Genomic DNA, 18665 nt, shown 5'->3' on the forward strand with positions numbered 1-18665 from the left:
TGGGGCGGGCGCTTTAGCTCATTGGGTTTGCTCGGCGGGGGGTGGATAGCACCATAGGCCCTATCCGATGAGAGGGCAGGCAGCGGGGAAGTGGGGAACAGAGCAGAGAATAAAAAGGGGAGCCTCAGTGGCTCCCCTTTGAGGGTACTTGGTCGGCGCTAGAACCAGAAGCCGATGATGAAGGAGCCTGCCAGGGTCAGCATGACGTTGGCCACCGCATAGGTGCCGGCATAGCCGAGCGCCGGGATGGAGCTGTTGGCCGCCTCGTTCACCACGTCCATGGCCGGGGCGCAGGTACGGGCCCCGGTGATGGCGCCGAGCAACAGGGCCGGGTTCATCTTCAGCACCCAGACGCCGAACAGGTAGCCCACCAGCACCGGCAAGGTAGTCACCAGCATGCCGGAGAAGAGCACCACCATCCCCACTTCGCTCAGGTGATCCAGGATGCCGCCCCCCGCCTTGAGGCCGGTGCTCACCATGAAGACGGCAAGGCCGAGATCCTTGGCCAGTCGCAGGGCGCCCGGCGGCACATAACCCACTGTGGGGTGGTTGGCGCGCAGGTAGCCCATCAGGATCCCCGCCAGCAGCAGGCCGACGGCGTTGCCGAGGCCAAACTCCAGCTGGCCGAACACCAGGGAGACGGAGCCAATCAGCAGGCCCAGCACGAAGAAGGTGGTGAAGGCCACCAGATCCGTGGTCTGGCTGTGAATGCTGATGAAGCCGATCTTGTTGGCCAGCAGCTTGACCCGCTGCTTCTCGCCGCTGATCTGCAGCACGTCGCCCTTTTGCAGCATGATGTTGCGATCGAACGGCATCTCGATCTGGGAGCGCACCACCCGATTGAGGAAGCAGCCCTTCTCGGTGAGGTTGAGCTCCACCAGGTGGCGGCCCACCACAGCGTCGTTCTTCACCACGATCTCTTCGGTGACGATCTGCAGGTCAAGCAGGTTGCGGTCGAACACCTCCTTGCCGTTGCGGTAGTTGACGTCGAGCTTCTCGTGACTCTCGGGGTAGCCCACCAGGGCGATCTCGTCCCCTTCCTGGATGACGGCGTCACCATCCGGACTCGCCAGGATGCCGTTGCGGCGGATCCGCTCCACGTAGCAGCCGGTGTGAGGATAGATGCCGGTCTCGCGCAGGGTGCGGCCGCCGATCCAGGCCGCCAGCTCGGGGCCGACCCGGTAGGCGCGGATGATGGGCAGGTAGGTCTTGCGGCTCTCGTTGTCGGAGAGACCGCGCTCGCGGGCGATCTTCTGCGCCTCGGTGTTGAGGTCGAGCCGTGCCAGCGAGGGGAGGTAGCGCACCACCATCATCAGGCCCACCAGTCCTACCAGGTAAGTCAGGGCATAGCCGATGCCCATATTGTCGAGCACCGACTGCATGTCGGTTTGATGGGGGAGGTTGAGCAGGCCGCTGCGCAGGGCATCCTGGGCCCCCACCAGCGCCGGGGTCGAGGTGAGCGAACCGGCCAGGATGCCGGCGGCCATGCCCGGCCCCAGGTTGAAGAACTTGGCCAGTCCCACGGTGAGGAAGAGGGCGGTCAGCAGGATCACCAGGGTCAGGGTGATGTAGTGGATGCCGTCGCGCAGGAAGACGCTGAAGAAGTGCGGCCCCGCTTCGATCCCCACGCAGAAGATGAACAGCATGAAGCCGACGTTCTCCGTGGTGGTGCTGAATTCGAAGCCCATCTGGCCGAACAGCAGGGCGGTGAACAACACGCCTATGGTGTTGCCTATCTGGAAGTTGCCGACCCTGACTTTGCCGAGCAGCAGGCCGAAGGCCAGTACCACGAACAGCAGCAGGGAGTCGCTTTGATGTAGCAGTGTCACGAAATCTATGGTCATGCCCGGAAAAACCGAGGAAAAAAGTGGGGCCGACATTGTGCCGGATCCCTCACCAATAAAGAAGCGTCAAAGGCGCATTAATCGGTACTAACCCGCCACCGCCCTCGGGGTCATGAGGGTAACTGGGGGGCACCTGCGGCAATGACCTCTATTTCCCTCTGCCAGCCCCGCTGTCAATTAGTGATTCCTGCTATCTGTGATCCTCGTCTTTGGGGGCTGCTTGAAATTTTACGCTCTGCTGTTTGGTCGGTCGATTTGGCTCTCTGGCAGCATTTTTGACTAATGGGGATGGGATGAGTCTGGCGGTTGGTCGCGGCCCGCCCGTGCAGGGTGACCCATCTGTGGCGGGATGGCGAAAAGATATCTGTAAAAAGCATCTGATGGGAGCACTGGCGACCCATTCGGGGGGCGCGGCAAAAACAGCAGAAAATGAGGTGGGCGAGTCAAACGTGCCGGCCTTGCCGGCAATGGCCTGCCAGCCTAGGCCGTCATTGGCTTTGGCCTACTTACCCACAGAAACTGTGGATAACCCTGTTCATGAAACTTGGTGATCAGGCTGTAGCCCGCGCCAATACTGGGCTGCAAGGGCTGTTCAAAAAATACCGGATAAAGATTGTTTCTATAAAAATCAAATAGTTACGCGCAGCAGAACAAAACGCTGTCGAGGCGGATGGGGGACAAAAAGGGAGAGGTCACCGCAGGGTGCGGCTTGTGCATTAAAATTGGTAGAGGAAAGCACTAAAGTGGATAACTTGCACCGAGATGGTGAGGAATTGGCTCCCCCGACTGGACTTGAACCAGTGACATACGGATTAACAGTCCGCCGTTCTACCGACTGAACTACGGGGGAACATCAGGCAAGGAGGAGCATCATACAGAGGTCGCATTTCGAGGTCAATAGCCGCTTCTGCTGCCAGAGTGGATACCCAGGCCACCCCATCTCGGAGTACACTTCTGCTCTTGCGTATTTTTGCCGGGAGTCGTCATGAGCAAGTTATTCAAGCTGGCCAGCCAGTTTCAACCCGCCGGGGATCAGCCGAGGGCCATCGCCCAGCTGCTCGACGGTATCGAGTCTGGCCTCGCCCATCAGACCCTGCTCGGGGTGACCGGCTCGGGCAAGACCTTCACCATGGCCAACGTCATCGCGACCCTCAATCGTCCCACCATGATCCTGGCTCCCAACAAGACCCTGGCGGCCCAGCTCTATGGGGAAATGAAGGAGTTCTTCCCCGACAACGCGGTGGAGTATTTCGTCTCTTATTACGACTACTACCAGCCCGAGGCCTATGTGCCGACCACCGACACCTTCATCGAGAAGGATGCCTCCATCAACGATCACATCGAGCAGATGCGGCTGTCGGCCACCAAGGCGCTGCTGGAGCGGCGTGACGTGGTGATCGTTGCCTCGGTGTCGGCCATCTACGGCCTGGGGGATCCGCAAGCCTACCTCAGCATGATGCTGCACCTCAAAGTGGGGGATGTGATCAACCAGCGGGACATATTGCGCCGCCTCGCCGAGCTGCAGTACACCCGCAACGACATGGCCTTCCAGCGCGGCACCTTCCGGGTAAGGGGGGAGGTGATGGACATCTATCCCGCCGAGTCGGACAAGCTGGCCCTGCGGGTAGAGCTGTTTGACGAAGAGGTGGAGCGGCTCTCCCTGTTCGATCCGCTGACCGGCGCCATCGAGCAGACGGTGGTGCGCTACACCATCTACCCCAAGACCCACTACGCCACCCCGCGCGAGACCATCCTGGGGGCCATCGAGCACATCAAGGAGGAGCTCAAGGGGCGGCGCGAGCAGCTGTTGTCCCTCAACAAGCTGGTGGAGGAGCAGCGCATCAGCCAGCGCACCCAGTTCGACATGGAGATGATGCAGGAGCTGGGCTACTGCTCCGGCATCGAGAACTACAGCCGCTACCTCTCCGGCCGCGCGCCGGGGGAGCCGCCGCCCACCCTGTTCGACTATCTGCCGGGGGACGGTCTGCTGATCATCGACGAATCCCACGTTACCGTTCCGCAGATCGGCGCCATGTTCAAAGGGGACAGGTCCCGCAAGGAGACCCTGGTGGAGTACGGCTTCCGGCTGCCGTCGGCGCTGGACAACCGGCCGCTCAAGTTCGACGAGTTCGAGGCCCTGATGCCGCAGACGGTGTTCGTCTCGGCGACCCCGGGCCCCTACGAGCTGGACAAATCCGGCGGCGATGTGGTGCAGCAGGTGGTGCGCCCCACCGGTCTGCTTGACCCCGAGGTGGAAGTGCGGCCGGTCAGCACCCAGGTGGACGATCTGCTCTCCGAGATCCGCAAGCGGGTGGCGGTGGAGGAGCGGGTGCTGGTCACCACTCTCACCAAGCGGATGGCGGAGGACTTGACCGAATACCTGGCGGATCACGAGGTGCGGGTGCGCTATCTGCACTCGGACATCGATACCGTGGAGCGGGTGGAGATCATCCGCGACCTGCGTCTGGGCAAATTCGACGTGCTGGTGGGCATCAACCTGCTGCGCGAAGGCCTCGACATGCCGGAGGTCTCCCTGGTGGCCATCCTGGATGCTGATAAAGAGGGCTTTCTGCGCTCCACCCGTTCGCTTATCCAGACCATAGGCCGGGCGGCGCGCAACCTCAACGGCAAGGTGATCCTCTACGGGGATACCATCACCAACTCCATGAAGGTGGCGATTGAAGAGACTGAACGGCGCCGCGCCCTGCAGCACGCCCATAACCTAGAGCACGGCATCACGCCGAAGGGGCTCAACAAGTCCGTCGGCGATGTGATGGACATGGGGGGCAGCCGCACGGCGGGCAAGGCCGGCAAGGGGAGTCGCAAGGCCGCCGAGCCGCAAGGGGAGTACCACGCCCGCTCCGCCAGCGAGATCGCCAAGGAGATCAAACGGATGGAAGAGCAGATGTTCCAGCATGCGCGAGATCTGGAGTTCGAACAGGCGGCGGCGCTGCGGGATCAGATCCAGCGGCTGCGCGGCGAGCTGATCGAGTCATGAGCGCCCGACGCTGGCTCATCTGGCGGCGCCTGCGTCGCCTCTATCAGGGTTTTCGCCATCCTGCCACTCCCTGGTGGGCCAGGGGGTTGGTGATCCTGGTGCTGCTCTACGGCATCAGCCCGGCGGATCTGGTGCCCGACCTGGTGCCGCTGGTCGGTTGGCTCGATGATGCCACCCTGTTGTTGCTCCTCCTGTGGGGCTGGGAGCGCTGTCTGCCGGCGCCGGTGCGCAAGGATCTGGAGAGCGTCTCCTGAGCGGTCAGGGCACGACAGGTTTGCGATGTCGGGGGGAGGCCGAGGCGGGATAAACGGTTTCATTCGAGCGACGCCAAGCGGCGAGTACAGGAGGCAGTCCACAGCGATTGTGGCTTGCCTGGCATTGGCGTAGACTCCACGCCGTTCACATCATGAGTATGGAAAAATGGATCTGATCCTCTTTGCAATCGACTTTATCCTGCACGTTGACGTGCATCTGAAAGAGCTGTTTGAAAACTACGGTATCTGGGTTTACGCCATCCTGTTTCTTATCATCTTCTGCGAGACCGGACTGGTGGTCACCCCCTTCCTGCCGGGTGACTCCCTGCTGTTTGCCGCCGGTGCCCTCACCGTGGGCAGCGTGCTGGACGTGCACACCCTGGCGGCCGTGTTGATCATCGCCGCCGTGCTCGGCAACGTGGTGAACTACACCATAGGCCACTTCTTCGGTGAGCAGCTGTTTCACAACCCGGACTCCAAGATCTTCCGGCGGGACTATCTGGACAAGACCCACGCCTTCTACGCCAGACACGGCGGCAAGACCATCATCATCACCCGCTTCCTGCCCATAGTGCGCACCTTCGCCCCCTTCGTGGCGGGCATGGGGGCCATGACCTATCCGCGCTTCCTGGCGTTCAATCTGGTGGGGGGGCTCTTGTGGGTGATCTCCTTCGTCTACGCCGGCCACTTTTTCGGCAACCTGCCGGTGGTGCGGCAGAACTTTACCCTGCTCATCTTCGGCATCATCGGCATCTCGCTGCTGCCCATGGTGATCGGCATGGTGAAAGCCAAGCTCAACGCCGGCAAGGTGGCTTCCTGAGTCAGCCTTGTTGGCCGTGTCATGAGAGGGAGCCGCAGGCTCCCTTTTTTGTTTGAGCATGGTTCTGATTGCTGATTTCTCACTGATGAGCCAGGAGAAAAGGCTAGTAGGCGAGCAAGCGGTCACCAGGATGGCTGGCAGGGGAGCGAGACATTGAAGAACGATATCAGGGGGCAAGGTGCCACCCGCTATCTTCATGAAAAAGGGAGCCACTGGCTCCCTTTTCGCGACGGATGATGTTGCTCCGACCTAGTTGCAGCAGCGCCCCTTGACCAGGTTGCCGATGGCCACCACCACGAACACCAGCAGGTAGGCGGCGAAGATGGCCACCAGCCACTGGGGCATGGAGAAGCTCAGGAACTGCCAGCTGACCTCGCTGCAGTCGCCATCCGGGAAGAACATCCAGGGGATCCACTGATCCAGCGGTGCCCAGCTCGGGAAGTCGACAAACCCTTCGCAGACATTGAAGGGAGAGGGGTTTACCTGATAATCCACATGCTTGAGCGCCAGTTTTAGGCCCCAGAAGGCACTGGCGCCCCACATCAGCAGGGCGCTCCAGCGCACATACCATTTCTGCGGAGCCACCATGCCGAGCAGCGCCGCCATGAGGACCCCGAGGGTGGCAAGCCGCTCATAGATACACATGACGCAGGGATGCAGACCCAGCACGTGCTGGAAGAAGAGGGCGCTCAACTCGAGGAACAGGGCGGAGGCTGCAAGCAGGCCCCATGCCAGGCGATGGGCGGCTATACGTCGCAGAAACTCTATCATCTGGTTGATCTCACAGAAAAAACAGTGGCTGAATTAGAGCAGAGCAGGGGCCAAAAAGAAAGGGCCCTGGCGGGCCCTCATGGCACTCAGTAGAGTGCGGACAGTACCGCAGGCGCGGCGTTGTCGAGCGTCAGCCAGCCGGCCTGATAGTACCAGTCGGTGAGCGGGCCGAGCAGAAACTCCACCGAGAAGAAACCCACCAGACCCAGCACCAGGGTATAGGGCAGCGCCATCCACACCATCCGGCCGTAGGAGAGGCGCAGCAGCGGCGCCAGTGCCGACGTCAGCATGAACAGGAAGGCGGCCTGGCCGTTGGGGGTGGCTACCGACGGCAGGTTGGTACCGGTGTTGATGGCCACCGCCAGCAGCTCAAACTGCTCGCGGCTGATGGCATTGTTGAGCAGGGCGGTCTTCACCTCGTTGATGTAGACGGTGCCGACGAAGACGTTGTCACTGACCATGGAGAGCAGGCCGTTGGCCAGATAGAAGAGCGCGAGCTGGGCGTCCGGCTCGGCCGCCAGTACCCATTGGATCACCGGCTTGAACAGCTGCTGATCGATGATAACGGCGACCACGCTGAAGAAGACGGCCAGCAGGGCGGTAAAGGGCAGTGCCTCCTGGAATGCCTTGCCGAGGGAGTGTTCTTCGGTGATGCCGGTGAGGGAGGTGGCCAGTACGATGACCGACAGACCGATGAGACCCACCGCCGCCAGGTGCAGGGCAAGCCCCAGAATGAGCCAGAGGGCGATCACCGCCTGCACGATCAGCTTGGCCTTGTCCTGAGCGGTGCGCTCGGCCTCTTCATAACGGTTGTAATCCTCCATGATGCGACGTACCGCGTCCGGCAATTTGGCGCCATAGCCAAACCAGCGACACTTTTCGACCAGGACGCAGGTCAGCAGACCGCAGATAAACACCGGAACCGTGACCGGAGACATGCGAATGGCGAATTCGACGAAATTCCAGCCGGCCTGTTCACCGATGATCAGGTTCTGGGGCTCTCCCACCAGGGTGCAGACGCCACCGAGGGCAGTACCGATGGCGGCATGCATCATCAGGCTGCGCAGGAAGGCGCGAAAGTCATCCAGGTGCTGACGATTGAGCTCGTTGACGGTGCCATCATCGGTGTAATCGTGGGAGTGGCCAAACTCCTTGCCGGAGGAGACCTTGTGATAGATGGCGTAGAAGCCGGTGGCGACGCTGATCACCACGGCAATCACGGTGAGGGCATCGAGGAAGGCTGACAGGAAGGCGGAGACCAGACAAAACGCCAGGGATAGCATCGTTTTGGAGCGGATCCGGATCAGCAGCTTGGTGAACACGTAGAGCAACAGCTGCTTCATGAAGTAGATGCCGGCCACCATGAAGACAAGCAGCAGCAGCACTTCGATATTGGCGACCAGTTCGTGTTTTACCTGCTGTGCCGAGGTCATGCCGATCAGCACTGCCTCAATGGCCAACAGGCCGCCGGGTTGCAGCGGATAGCACTTGAGGGCCATGGCCAGGGTGAAAATGAACTCGACGACCAGCAGCCAGCCGGCCATGAAGGGATCGAGATAAAAGGCGATCGGGTTGATCAGCAGGAATAGAAGAATAGCGGCCTTGTACCACTGGGGGGCGTTGCCCAGAAAGTTCCTGGCAAAGGCTTGCCCTAAGCTGATTGGCATAATAATGGGTCTCTGTTTTGTGGTTGGTATCTGCGTCTATGCAGTCAAGACAGGCTCGACCAGAACATCCGGATGTTGTCCCTTATCAGATTGATTCCTCATGATTTTAATCAAAAAGAGCATTAACTATAAATAACATAGTCGCGCTTGCCCATGAGTATGGTGGTTTTATGGGCAATCCAGGGGTTGGCTGGCACCTATTGCCGGCTTAAATACATTTTTTTAACAAAATCACCCGCTGATGTGAGCAGAGGACTGACCTTCTGCTTGCCAGCCCTCCCTGCTTTGCTATTATTCGTGAGCCTTTTTTACGTACTACAACAGAGTCACTACATGGTCATAAAAGCGCAGAGCCCCGCAGGGTTTGCCGAGGAATACATCATCGAGTCCATCTGGAACAATCGCTTTCCTCCAGGATCCATCTTGCCGGCCGAGCGCGAGCTGTCCGAGCTGATTGGCGTGACCCGAACCACCTTGCGTGAAGTGCTGCAGCGTCTGGCCCGCGATGGCTGGCTCACCATCCAGCATGGCAAACCGACCAAGGTGAACAACTTCTGGGAGACCTCGGGACTCAACATTCTGGAGACCCTGGCTCGCCTCGATCAGGACAAGGTACCGGATCTGGTGGCTCAGCTGCTGTCGGCGCGTACCAACATCTGCACCATCTTCATTCGTGGCGCGATCCGCAACAACCCGGAGCAGGCCGCCGAGATCCTGCGCGGCGCCGCCGAGGTGGAGAACAGCGCCGAAGCCTATGCCGACTTTGATTACCGGTTGCACCATCAGCTGTCGTTCGCCTCGGGCAACCCCATCTACGCCTTGATCCTGAACGGTTTCAAAGGGCTGTACAGCCGGGTTGGCCGCTACTACTTCTCCGACAAGCAGGCGCGTGAAACCGCGGATGCCTACTACAAGACCCTGCTTAACCTGGCCGAGACCAAGAATCACGAGGCCGTGTTCATGACGGTGCGCCAATACGGCATCGAGTCCGGCAGACTCTGGACCCGCCTGCGCCAGGACATGCCGAGCAATCTGTGCGACAACTGAGCCTGCTCTGATGCAAGAAAAACGCGCCGATTGGCGCGTTTTTTATGGCTGCAAGGTGAGGGGGATCAGAGCGGCTTCTTCTCCGGGCAGCGCCCGATGATGTCGGGAGGCAGTTCGCCATTGTCCTGCTCCAGTATTACGTCGAAACCCCACAGCTGGTGCAGATGCTTGAGCACCTCGTGACGGGAGTCCCCTAGCGGGATCCGGTTGTGTGGCACATAGCGCAGGGTGAGGGAGCGATCCCCCTTCACCGCCACGTTGTAGACCTGGATGTTGGGCTCCAGATTGCTCAGGTTATACTGGGCTGACAGGGTATTGCGCACCTGACGATAGCCTTCATCATTGTGGATGGCCGAGACCTTCAGGTAGTTCTTCAGGTCGTCGTCATCGATAGCGAACAGCTTCATGTCGCGCATCACCTTGGGACTCAGGAACTGGCTGATGAAGCTCTCGTCCTTGAAGTTCTGCATGGCGAAATGCAGCGTCTCCACCCAGTTGCTGCCGGCGTAGTCGGGGAACCAGTATCTGTCCTCCTCGGTCGGGTGCTCGCAGATGCGGCGCAGATCGGTGAACATGGCAAAACCGAGGGCGTAGGGGTTGATCCCCGAGTAGTAGCGACTGTTGTAGGGGGGCTGATAGACCACGTTGGTGTGGCTGTGCAGCACCTCGATCATGAAGCGATCGCTTATCTTGCCCTCGTCATAGAGGTGGTTGAGGATGGTGTAGTGCCAGAAGGTGGCCCACCCTTCGTTCATCACCTGGGTCTGTTTCTGGGGGTAGAAGTACTGGCTGATCTTGCGCACAATGCGCACTATCTCGCGCTGCCAGGGCTCCAGCAGGGGGGCATTCTTCTCGATGAAATAGAGAATGTTCTCCTGTGGCTCGGCAGGGTAGCGGCGGTCTTCCACCCCGGAGGCCTTGTGCTGTTTGGGCAGGGTGCGCCACAGTTCGTTGACCTGGGTTTGCAGATAGTCTTCCCGTGCCTTCTGGCGTCGCTTCTCTTCGGCCATGGAGATCTTCTGAGGCCGCTTGTAACGATCCACCCCGAAGTTCATCAGCGCATGGCAGGAGTCGAGCAGTTTCTCCACCGCGTCGATGCCGTGCTTCTCTTCGCATTCGGTGATGTAGTTCTTGGCAAACAGCAGATAGTCGATGATGGAAGAGGCATCGGTCCAGGCCTTGAACAGGTAGTTGTTCTTGAAGAAGGAGTTGTGGCCGTAGCAGGCGTGGGCCATCACCAGGGCCTGCATCGGCATGGTGTTCTCCTCCATCAGATAGGCGATGCAGGGATCGGAGTTGATGACGATCTCGTAGGCCAGCCCCATCTGGCCACGCTTGTAGTTGCGCTCGGTGTGGATGAAGCGCTTGCCGAATGACCAGTGCTGATAACCGATGGGCATGCCGACGCTGGAGTAGGCATCCATCATCTGCTCCGCCGTGATCACCTCTATCTGGTTGGGGTAGGTGTCCAGTCGATAGAATTTGGCGACCCGGGCTATTTCTTGATGGTAAATGTCCAGCAGGTCGAAGTTCCAGTCCGGGCCATCGTCCAGCGGCGCTACTTTTCTTGCGGTTTCTACCATATGACCTCCCTCAAGCCGCTTGCTTCTTGAACAGCTCCCGGAATACCGGATAGATATCCTCGACCTTGCGAATATGCTCCATCGCAAAGTGGGGGAACTGGCTGGCGACCGACTCATACTCGTGCCACAGGGTCTGGTGGGCGCGGGTGGTGATCTCGATGTAGGAGTAGTACCGCACCCGCGGCATGATGTCCAGCACCAGGATCTCCCGGCACTGCGGCGAGTCGTCGGCCCAGTTGTCACCATCTGACGCCTGTGCCGCGTAGATGTTCCACTGGTTGGCGGGGTAACGTTCGTTAATGATGTCGTTCATCATCTTGAGCGCACTGGAGACGATGGTGCCGCCCGTCTCCTGGGAGTAGAAAAATTCGTGCTCGTCCACTTCCTTGGCCTGGGTGTGGTGACGGATGTAGACCACTTCGACGTTCTTGTAGGTCCGGCTCAGGAACAGATAGAGCAGGATATAGAAACGCTTGGCCATCTCCTTGGTGGCCTGATCCATGGAGCCTGACACGTCCATCAGGCAGAACATCACCGCCTGGCTGGAAGGCACGGGCCGCTTGACGAAGTTGTTGAACTTGAGATCGAAGGTGTCGATAAAGGGCACCGCATCGATCCGTCTCTTCAGCTCACGGATCTCTTTTTCGAGCTGGGCCATCTCCGCAAAGTGTTCGGTAGGATCGGCGGCCAACAGGGCGAGACGATCCTCCAGTTCGTGCAGTTGGCGTTTCTTGCCCGCCTGCAGCGCCATGCGGCGGGCCAGCGAGTTTTGCAGTGAACGCACCACGTTGATGTTGGCGGGCACCCCGTTGGAGGTGTAACCCGCCCGGTAGGTTTTGACTTCCATCAGCTGATTGAGCTGGGTTTTTTGCAGCCTCGGCAGTTCCAGATCTTCAAACAGCAGGTCCAAATACTCATCCTTGGAAATCTGGAAGACGAAGTCGTCCGCCCCCTCTCCCTGATTGGAAGCCTGCCCCTCGCCGGAGCCCTGACCACCACCTCCTCCCTTGGGGCGGTCAATCTTGTCGCCGGAGACAAATTGATCGTTGCCGGGGTGCACCATCTCCCGTTTACCGCCTTGCCCCTGATGGAAATGGGGCTCGCCGATGTCCTTGGTCGGGATGCTGATGCTCTCGCCGGTATCCACGTCCTGAATGCTGCGCTTGGAGACAGCATCAGAGACCGCTTGTTTGATCTGCTTCTTGTAGCGGCGGATGAAGCGCTGCCGATTGACAGCGCTTTTGTTTTTGCCGTTGAGCCTGCGGTCGATAAAATGCGCCATAACTCCCCCTTGAACAGTCAGGGTCAGGATGACTTGCGTACCCTGAGATACCACTCGGAGAGCAGGCGCACCTGTTTGCGGGTGTAGCCTTTCTCCATCATCCGTTCGACAAAGTTATCGTGCTTCTTCTGCTCCTCGGCCGAGGTTTTGCTGTTGAAGGAGATAACCGGCAGCAGCTCTTCCGTGTTGGAGAACATCTTCTTCTCGATCACGGTGCGCAGCTTCTCGTAACTGGTCCAGTTGGGGTTACGGCCTGCATTGTTGGCGCGGGCACGCAGCACGAAGTTGACGATTTCGTTGCGGAAATCCTTCGGATTGCTGATCCCGGCGGGTTTTTCAATTTTCTCCAGCTCGCTGTTGAGGGAGGCGCGGTCAAACAGCTGGCCGGTCTCGGGGTCACGGTACTCCTGATCCTGGATCCAGAAGTCGGCGTAGGTGACATAGCGATCGAAGATGTTCTGACCGTACTCGGAGTAGGACTCGAGGTAGGCGGTCTGGATCTCCTTGCCGATGAACTCCACGTAGCGCGGGGTCAGATAGCCCTTGATGAACTCAAGGTAGCGGTCGTGCAGCTCCTGCGGGAACTGCTCGCGCTCGATCTGCTGCTCCAGCACATAGAAGAGGTGTACCGGGTTGGCCGCCACTTCCGCGTGGTCGAAGTTGAAGACGCGGGAGAGGATCTTGAACGCGAAGCGGGTGGAGAGGCCATTCATCCCCTCGTCGACGCCGGCGTAATCGCGGTACTCCTGATAGCTCTTCGCCTTGGGATCGGTGTCTTTGAGACTCTCGCCATCATAGACCCGCATCTTGGAGTAGATGCTGGAGTTTTCCGGCTCCTTGAGGCGCGACAGCACGGAGAACTGACCCAGCAGCTCCAGGGTTCCCGGCGCGCACTTGGCATCGGTCAGCTCACTGTTGACCAACAGCTTCTCGTAGATCTTCACCTCTTCCGACACCCGCAGGCAGTAAGGCACCTTGACGATGTAGACCCGGTCGAGGAAGGCCTCGTTGTTCTTGTTGTTGCGGAACTGCTGCCACTCGGATTCGTTGGAGTGAGCCAGCAGGATGCCGTCGAAGGGGAGGGCGGAGAGCCCCTCGGTCCCGTTGTAGTTCCCCTCCTGAGTGGCGGTCAGCAGCGGGTGCAGCACCTTGATGGGCGCCTTGAACATCTCGACGAACTCCATGATCCCCTGGTTCGCCTTGCACAGCGCGCCCGAGTAGGAGTAGGCGTCGGCGTCATCCTGGGCGAAGTGCTCCAGCATACGGATGTCCACCTTGCCGACCAGAGAGGAGATGTCCTGGTTGTTGTCATCGCCCGGTTCTGTCTTGGCGATGGCAATCTGGTCGAGGATGGAGGGGTTGACCTTCTCCACCTTGAACTTGGTGATGTCGCCACCAAATTCGTGCAGCCGCTTGGCGACCCAGGGGGACATGATGGGGCGCAGGTAGCGGCGCGGGATGCCGTACTCTTTTTCCAGCAGCTCGCCATCTTCCTCAATGTCGAACAGGCAGAAGGGGTGATCGTTGACCGGTGACCCCTTGATGCGATAGATAGGCACCTTCTGCATCAGGGATTTGAGTTTTTCTGCCAGCGAGGATTTACCGCCGCCGACCGGGCCCAGCAGATAGAGGATCTGTTTCTTCTCTTCCAGCCCCTGGGCGGAGTGTTTGAGATAGGAGACGATCTGCTCGATGGCCTCTTCCATGCCGTAGAAGTCTTTGAAGGCGGGATAGCGTGCCACGACGCGGTTGGAAAAAAGACGACTGAGTCTGGGATTGGCAGAGGTGTCGACCATCTCAGGCTCACCGATGGCGGTCAGCAGACGTTCGGCGGCAGAGGCGTAGCAGGACTTGTCCTGTTTACACATATCCAGGAACTCCTGGATGCTGTATTCCTCTTCCCTGGCTTTCTCATATCGCTGTTGATAATGCTCGAAGATGCCCATAACTTTGCCCTCGTTATAGTCGCTTACCCTGAAAAGAGTGGATCACTACTTTTGTTCTGTTTACCTCATTAAGCCTAGTCAACAGCCCCCAGTAATCCATCACCAACTATTGGTTTAAATTTGCAAGGGTACTTCCCGACCCGATGCGGGAAGGCGCAATCAGTGACACACCTATGTTACTGACTGTTAAATTATTTTTGCCATGATAGTGAGGCAAATGTCAAAGACATAAAAAATAAATGTTTGTCAAAAAATGGAAACTGCACCGCATTGTTCCTGGCCGGCTGCCGCAAGCGCAGTCAGGGCAAGGGGGAGCGCGCCACGCAGCAGAAATGGCATTGCGTTTACGTGCACGTAAAGTTAATTGTTTGGTGTTTTAGCTCTAATTTTTACATTGACGCTACATTGCGACTGCTCTAGATTGGCCTTGTGTCGGGCAGTCAGCGCTTTAGCAAGAGAGTGGCTGGTTGCCGATACAAAGCTCTGTTTAAGCACGTTTCCGTTGGCTTGACCCTCGCAAATGCGAGGGTCTTATTTTTTCAGCGCAATCGGCGCTGCTTGGTGAGCTAGTGATCGTGGTGGACCGGATAAATGCGGGAAACCGCCGCCAGGACGTCGGCGAAGGGGTGGGATGCCAGCTGGCCAAATCCGGCCAGGCTTTTCGCCTTGACCCGGGTGGTGAGCGGCGTGGCGATGCCGCACAGAAAGCGGGTCAGGACGCGCGGATGCCGGGTGTGACACAGGGCAACCAGGGGATCGCACCAGGCTTTTAGCCCCTGTTCATTGGGCAGTGTCCGGCCAGGCAAGGGAGGGAGCTCTGCCACCTCGCCCCGACAGACCGAGCAGTGCCCGCAATGAGTGGGGGCTGCCTGATCGGCAAAGTAGCGCGCCAGTTCATGGCTCAGGCAACTGCTTGAGGTAAAGAAACCCAGCAATGCCTGCAGACGGGCCAGCTCGCTGTGTTCTTTCTTTTCAAACAAGTTGTGCAGCTCATCGGCCAGGGGAGTTACGTCAATCTCCTGGCGCAGCACCCGGTAAACCTCGGTCATCTGCTTGCTTTCCAGTTCGATCCAGCCCTGCTGCTGCAGATAGTCCAAGGCCGCCGCCGCGCGGTGCCGCTCCCCCTGATAGCCTTGCCAGAGCGCATCGAAGTCCATGGTGCACCAGCTGCGGGCCTGCGGGGCGCAGGCGAACAGCTGCTCCAGGAACAGGCGTCGCTCCGGATTGAAGCGGGCCAGGATCTCCGCTTTCTCCAGCACGAATTTGAAACGGTACTCGGCAAAGTAGCTGTAGGCCGGGGCTGTGATGCCCGCCATCTCCAGATAGACCAGCAGGGTCTTGAGAGGCAGTTGGCGGATGTTGGTCTCATTGGACAGACGCAGCAGGCTGAATTCCCACTCGCTGCCGCTTTGCAGCAGGATCTCGAGCAGCGCGACGATGGCCGAGCGATCCGGAGTGTCGCCATAGACGAAATTCTCCAGCACCGGCAACTGGCTGCGATTGGCCAGCACGATGCAGCGGGAAGGCTGGCCGTCGCGGCCGGCACGGCCTATCTCCTGGCTGTAGTTTTCGATGGACTTGGGCAGATCGTAATGGATCACCCGGCGAATATCGGCCTTGTCGATGCCCATGCCAAAGGCGATGGTGGCCACGATGCAATCCAGCTTGCCGGTCATGAAGTCGTGCTGGATCTGGCTGCGCAAGGTGGCGTCGAGCCCGGCATGATAGGCTCGGGCCCTGATCCCGCGCTGCTGCAACTGGGCGGCACAGATTTCGGCAGTGTGTTGCAGGGTGACGTAGATGATGGTAGGGGCGGCGGGATCGCGCGCCAGTTCCCCATGCAGCCAGCTATCGCGCGCCTCGGTGGGCAGGGGGACGACGGCCAGGTCCAGGTTGGCGCGATAAAAGCCGGTGACGATGAGCCCGTCATCCTCGATGTCGAATTTGGCCTGCATGTCGGCCATCACGGCCGGGGTGGCGGTTGCCGTCAGCAGCAGCACCTGGGGAATGGCAAGTTCGCGGCGATAGTCAGGCAGCTTGAGGTAGTCGGGGCGAAAGTTGTGGCCCCATTCCGAAATGCAGTGAGCCTCGTCCACCACCAGCATTGACAGCGGCACCTGCTGGATGAAGCGGCGAAAGCGCTCGTTCTTGAGGCGCTCCACCGAGATCATCAGGATCTTGAGCTGGCCGTCGTTGGCCTGCTGCATCACCCGGCGGCTCTCCTCCGCTGTCAGGCTGGAGTCGAGGGTGGCGGCGGCGATCCCCTTGCTGCGCAAAAAGGCGAGCTGATCGTGCATCAGTGCGATCAGGGGGGAGATCACCAGGGTCAGGTGGGGCAGGGCCAGTGCCGGCAACTGATAGCAGAGGGATTTGCCTGAACCGGTGGGGAAGATGGCGGCGGCGTTCTTGCCCGCCAGCAGCCGGCTGATCACCTCTTCCTGTCCTGGCCTCAACCGATCGAAGCCAAAGTGACGGGTCAACAGGGATGAGATCATGGCAAAGGCTCCGCGGCAAAACCGTCATGATACCACCGCCGGGTGGAGGCTGGCGGCCAATCGGGAGGGAAAATGGCATCCATTTGAGCGTTGTTGATATTGTGTTATCTCGGTGTTGTAGATTTTTTGTGAGGCGAAGCGGATATTTTTCAGTGATTCTGTGGAAAAAAGCGGCTGCAGATGGGATATTCCTTGTCCGCAACCCCGTGTGTTTCCGGACAGGCTCGACAGAAGGCTTGCCGGGGCAGACGACGCCAGCCCGTGACATGGGTGTCGCCTGGTGTAGCGGTTGCCAACAGGACTAATGATTCACGCACTTAGGTGCTCAGGGACTATTTGATGACACAACAACACCCCCTCATAAGACTGGTCAACAGCACCAGCCTGGTTAGCCAGATCCTGGTCGGTCTGGTCTTCGGTATCCTCCTTGCTATGTTCATGCCGGAATGGGCCAAAGCGGCGGGTCTGCTCGGCAGCCTGTTCGTCGGCGCCTTGAAGGCGGTGGCGCCGCTGCTGGTCTTCGTACTGGTGATGGCGGCGATCATCGGCCACAAGCAGGGTCAAAAAACCAACATGAAGCCGATCCTGCTGCTCTATCTGCTGGGAACTTTCCTGGCGGCTGCGGTGGCCGTGGTTGCAAGCTTCCTGTTCCCCACCAACCTGCACCTGGTGGCCAACAGTGCCGAGATCACCCCGCCGGGCGGCATCACCGAGGTACTGCAGACCCTGCTGTTCAACGTGGTGACCAACCCGGTCAAGGCGCTGCTGGACGCCAACTACATCGGCATTCTGGCCTGGGCCATCGGCCTTGGCATCGCCATGCGCCACGCCAGCGAAGGGACCAAAGCGGTGATCACCGACCTGTCCCACGGCGTCTCCACCATTGTGAAAGCGGTGATCCGCTGCGCACCGCTCGGCATTCTGGGTCTGGTAGCCTCCACCCTGGCGGAAACCGGTTTTGAGGCCCTGTTTGGCTATGCCCAACTGCTGGTGGTGCTGATCGGCTGCATGCTGTTCATCGCCTTCGTGGTCAACCCGCTCATCGTGTTCTGGAAGATCCGCCGCAACCCCTATCCGCTGGTGCTGACCTGCCTGAAAGAGAGCGGCGTCACCGCCTTCTTCACCCGCAGCTCAGCCGCCAACATTCCGGTCAACATGACGCTGTGCGAAAAACTGCGTCTCCCAGAGGATACCTACGCGGTCTCCATCCCGCTGGGGGCCACCATCAACATGGCCGGTGCGGCCATCACCATTACCGTGCTCTCCATGGCGGCGGTCCACACCCTGGGGATGGACGTGGATCCGGCGACGGCCATTCTGCTCTCCGTGGTTGCGACCGTCAGTGCCTGCGGCGCCTCCGGTGTGGCCGGCGGCTCCCTGCTGCTGATCCCGCTGGCATGCAGCCTGTTTGGTATCAGCAACGACATCGCCATGCAGGTGGTGGCGGTCGGCTTCATCATCGGCGTGCTGCAGGACTCCGCAGAGACGGCCCTCAACAGCTCCACCGACGTGCTGTTCACCGCCGCGGCCTGCATGGCCGAAGATGAGACCCTGCTGGACATCTCGCCGGTGCCCAACAGCGAAGCCTGATAGCCGTATCTTTCTATTCACAACGACAACGCCCTCATTTGAGGGCGTTTTTTATTGCCGCCCGGATGGGGCGGGTAGCTGTCGTGACTCCTGGCAATCCTCCCGGCAAACAGAGAAGAAGGCTTCACGACCTGAAACCCGGCAGCCGTCACTGGGTCGGGATGAAGGGGTGTGCGAGCGTGGAAGAGGGAGGGCTTTGCCGTCTCGGATGATGCGGGCAGGAGTTGATCGGCTTGACGGCGGCTCGATACACCAGCCCGAGCAGGGTGGGTCGTCAGAGCGAAAACGTGAGCAGGCATGGCCGGGTTGTTGTGGCTTGCCAGCCAACTCGCTCTCAAGGGTTCCTCTCTTTTTGCCTCGCGAAGAAC

At 59.5% G+C, this 18665-nt stretch carries 12 protein-coding genes and 1 tRNA gene; 5 read left to right on the forward strand and 8 right to left on the reverse strand.

Features of this window, described 5'->3' with window-relative positions; all coding sequences use genetic code 11:
- Positions 1-158 precede the first annotated feature (158 nt).
- Positions 159-1844, reverse strand: a complete 1686-nt coding sequence (locus PG897_RS03265) for an aspartate:alanine antiporter (RefSeq protein WP_010634129.1) — start codon at positions 1842-1844, stop codon at positions 159-161.
- 774 nt (positions 1845-2618) lie between these two features.
- Positions 2619-2694 (reverse strand) — tRNA-Asn (locus PG897_RS03270).
- Positions 2695-2829: 135 nt separating this feature from the next.
- Between PG897_RS03270 and uvrB the strand changes: the two genes are divergently transcribed.
- The 3 genes from uvrB to PG897_RS03285 all read left to right on the forward strand — a co-directional run bounded on the left by uvrB (position 2830) and on the right by PG897_RS03285 (position 5916).
- On the forward strand, positions 2830-4842 hold the full coding sequence (uvrB, locus tag PG897_RS03275) for an excinuclease ABC subunit UvrB (RefSeq protein ID WP_010634128.1): 2013 nt from the start codon (positions 2830-2832) through the stop codon (positions 4840-4842).
- Complete coding sequence (locus PG897_RS03280) at positions 4839-5096, forward strand: YkvA family protein (protein WP_010634127.1); 258 nt, start codon at positions 4839-4841, stop codon at positions 5094-5096. Before uvrB ends, PG897_RS03280 begins: the two co-directional genes overlap by 4 nt.
- A gap of 166 nt (positions 5097-5262) precedes the next feature.
- Positions 5263-5916 (forward strand): DedA family protein, encoded by a 654-nt coding sequence (locus PG897_RS03285; protein WP_010634126.1) that lies wholly within the window; start codon positions 5263-5265, stop codon positions 5914-5916.
- Between the two features lie 249 nt (positions 5917-6165).
- Here the strand turns inward: PG897_RS03285 and dsbB are convergent, their stop codons facing one another.
- Together dsbB and nhaB are read right to left on the reverse strand one after the other, a co-directional pair.
- Entirely contained in the window at positions 6166-6687 is a 522-nt protein-coding gene (gene dsbB / locus PG897_RS03290; RefSeq protein ID WP_005300350.1) for a disulfide bond formation protein DsbB, read from the reverse strand.
- An 86-nt stretch (positions 6688-6773) separates the two neighbouring features.
- Positions 6774-8354: a Na(+)/H(+) antiporter NhaB gene (gene nhaB, locus PG897_RS03295; RefSeq protein ID WP_005300353.1), complete on the reverse strand. Its 1581-nt coding sequence runs from the start codon at positions 8352-8354 to the stop codon at positions 6774-6776.
- 333 nt (positions 8355-8687) lie between these two features.
- Between nhaB and fadR the strand changes: the two genes are divergently transcribed.
- The gene (fadR, locus tag PG897_RS03300; protein ID WP_010634125.1) at positions 8688-9401 is read left to right on the forward strand and encodes a fatty acid metabolism transcriptional regulator FadR; all 714 of its coding nucleotides are present in this window, start codon (positions 8688-8690) and stop codon (positions 9399-9401) included.
- A gap of 65 nt (positions 9402-9466) precedes the next feature.
- On the opposite strand, the gene PG897_RS03305 is transcribed toward fadR, so the two are convergent.
- The 4 genes from PG897_RS03305 to PG897_RS03320 all read right to left on the reverse strand — a co-directional run bounded on the left by PG897_RS03305 (position 9467) and on the right by PG897_RS03320 (position 16707).
- On the reverse strand, positions 9467-10984 hold the full coding sequence (locus tag PG897_RS03305; protein WP_010634124.1) for a SpoVR family protein: 1518 nt from the start codon (positions 10982-10984) through the stop codon (positions 9467-9469).
- Between the two features lie 10 nt (positions 10985-10994).
- Positions 10995-12266: a YeaH/YhbH family protein gene (locus PG897_RS03310; protein ID WP_270828733.1), complete on the reverse strand. Its 1272-nt coding sequence runs from the start codon at positions 12264-12266 to the stop codon at positions 10995-10997.
- A 23-nt stretch (positions 12267-12289) separates the two neighbouring features.
- A complete protein-coding gene (locus PG897_RS03315; protein WP_005300364.1) occupies positions 12290-14212 on the reverse strand; it encodes a PrkA family serine protein kinase in 1923 nt (640 codons plus the stop codon).
- A gap of 566 nt (positions 14213-14778) precedes the next feature.
- On the reverse strand, positions 14779-16707 hold the full coding sequence (locus PG897_RS03320) for a RecQ family ATP-dependent DNA helicase (RefSeq protein ID WP_024941548.1): 1929 nt from the start codon (positions 16705-16707) through the stop codon (positions 14779-14781).
- A 339-nt stretch (positions 16708-17046) separates the two neighbouring features.
- On the opposite strand from PG897_RS03320, the gene sstT reads away from it, so the two are divergent.
- Positions 17047-18297 carry a serine/threonine transporter SstT gene (sstT, locus tag PG897_RS03325; RefSeq protein ID WP_010634121.1) on the forward strand — a complete coding sequence of 417 codons (1251 nt, stop codon included), beginning with the start codon at positions 17047-17049 and terminating at the stop codon, positions 18295-18297.
- Positions 18298-18665 lie beyond the last annotated feature (368 nt).

The sequence above is a fragment of the Aeromonas sp. QDB20 genome (assembly GCF_027707805.1).
Lineage (GTDB): Bacteria > Pseudomonadota > Gammaproteobacteria > Enterobacterales > Aeromonadaceae > Aeromonas > Aeromonas dhakensis.

Excerpts from the sequence above, each read along its gene's own strand:
- PG897_RS03265 (WP_010634129.1), bottom strand. The coding sequence starts at position 1,844 with ATGACCATAGATTTCGTGACACTGCTACATCAAAGCGACTCCCTGCTG.
- uvrB (WP_010634128.1), top strand. The coding sequence starts at position 2,830 with ATGAGCAAGTTATTCAAGCTGGCCAGCCAGTTTCAACCCGCCGGGGAT.
- PG897_RS03280 (WP_010634127.1), top strand. The coding sequence starts at position 4,839 with ATGAGCGCCCGACGCTGGCTCATCTGGCGGCGCCTGCGTCGCCTCTAT.
- PG897_RS03285 (WP_010634126.1), top strand. The coding sequence starts at position 5,263 with ATGGATCTGATCCTCTTTGCAATCGACTTTATCCTGCACGTTGACGTG.
- dsbB (WP_005300350.1), bottom strand. The coding sequence starts at position 6,687 with ATGATAGAGTTTCTGCGACGTATAGCCGCCCATCGCCTGGCATGGGGC.
- nhaB (WP_005300353.1), bottom strand. The coding sequence starts at position 8,354 with ATGCCAATCAGCTTAGGGCAAGCCTTTGCCAGGAACTTTCTGGGCAAC.
- fadR (WP_010634125.1), top strand. The coding sequence starts at position 8,688 with ATGGTCATAAAAGCGCAGAGCCCCGCAGGGTTTGCCGAGGAATACATC.
- PG897_RS03305 (WP_010634124.1), bottom strand. The coding sequence starts at position 10,984 with ATGGTAGAAACCGCAAGAAAAGTAGCGCCGCTGGACGATGGCCCGGAC.
- PG897_RS03310 (WP_270828733.1), bottom strand. The coding sequence starts at position 12,266 with ATGGCGCATTTTATCGACCGCAGGCTCAACGGCAAAAACAAAAGCGCT.
- PG897_RS03315 (WP_005300364.1), bottom strand. The coding sequence starts at position 14,212 with ATGGGCATCTTCGAGCATTATCAACAGCGATATGAGAAAGCCAGGGAA.
- PG897_RS03320 (WP_024941548.1), bottom strand. The coding sequence starts at position 16,707 with ATGATCTCATCCCTGTTGACCCGTCACTTTGGCTTCGATCGGTTGAGG.
- sstT (WP_010634121.1), top strand. The coding sequence starts at position 17,047 with ATGACACAACAACACCCCCTCATAAGACTGGTCAACAGCACCAGCCTG.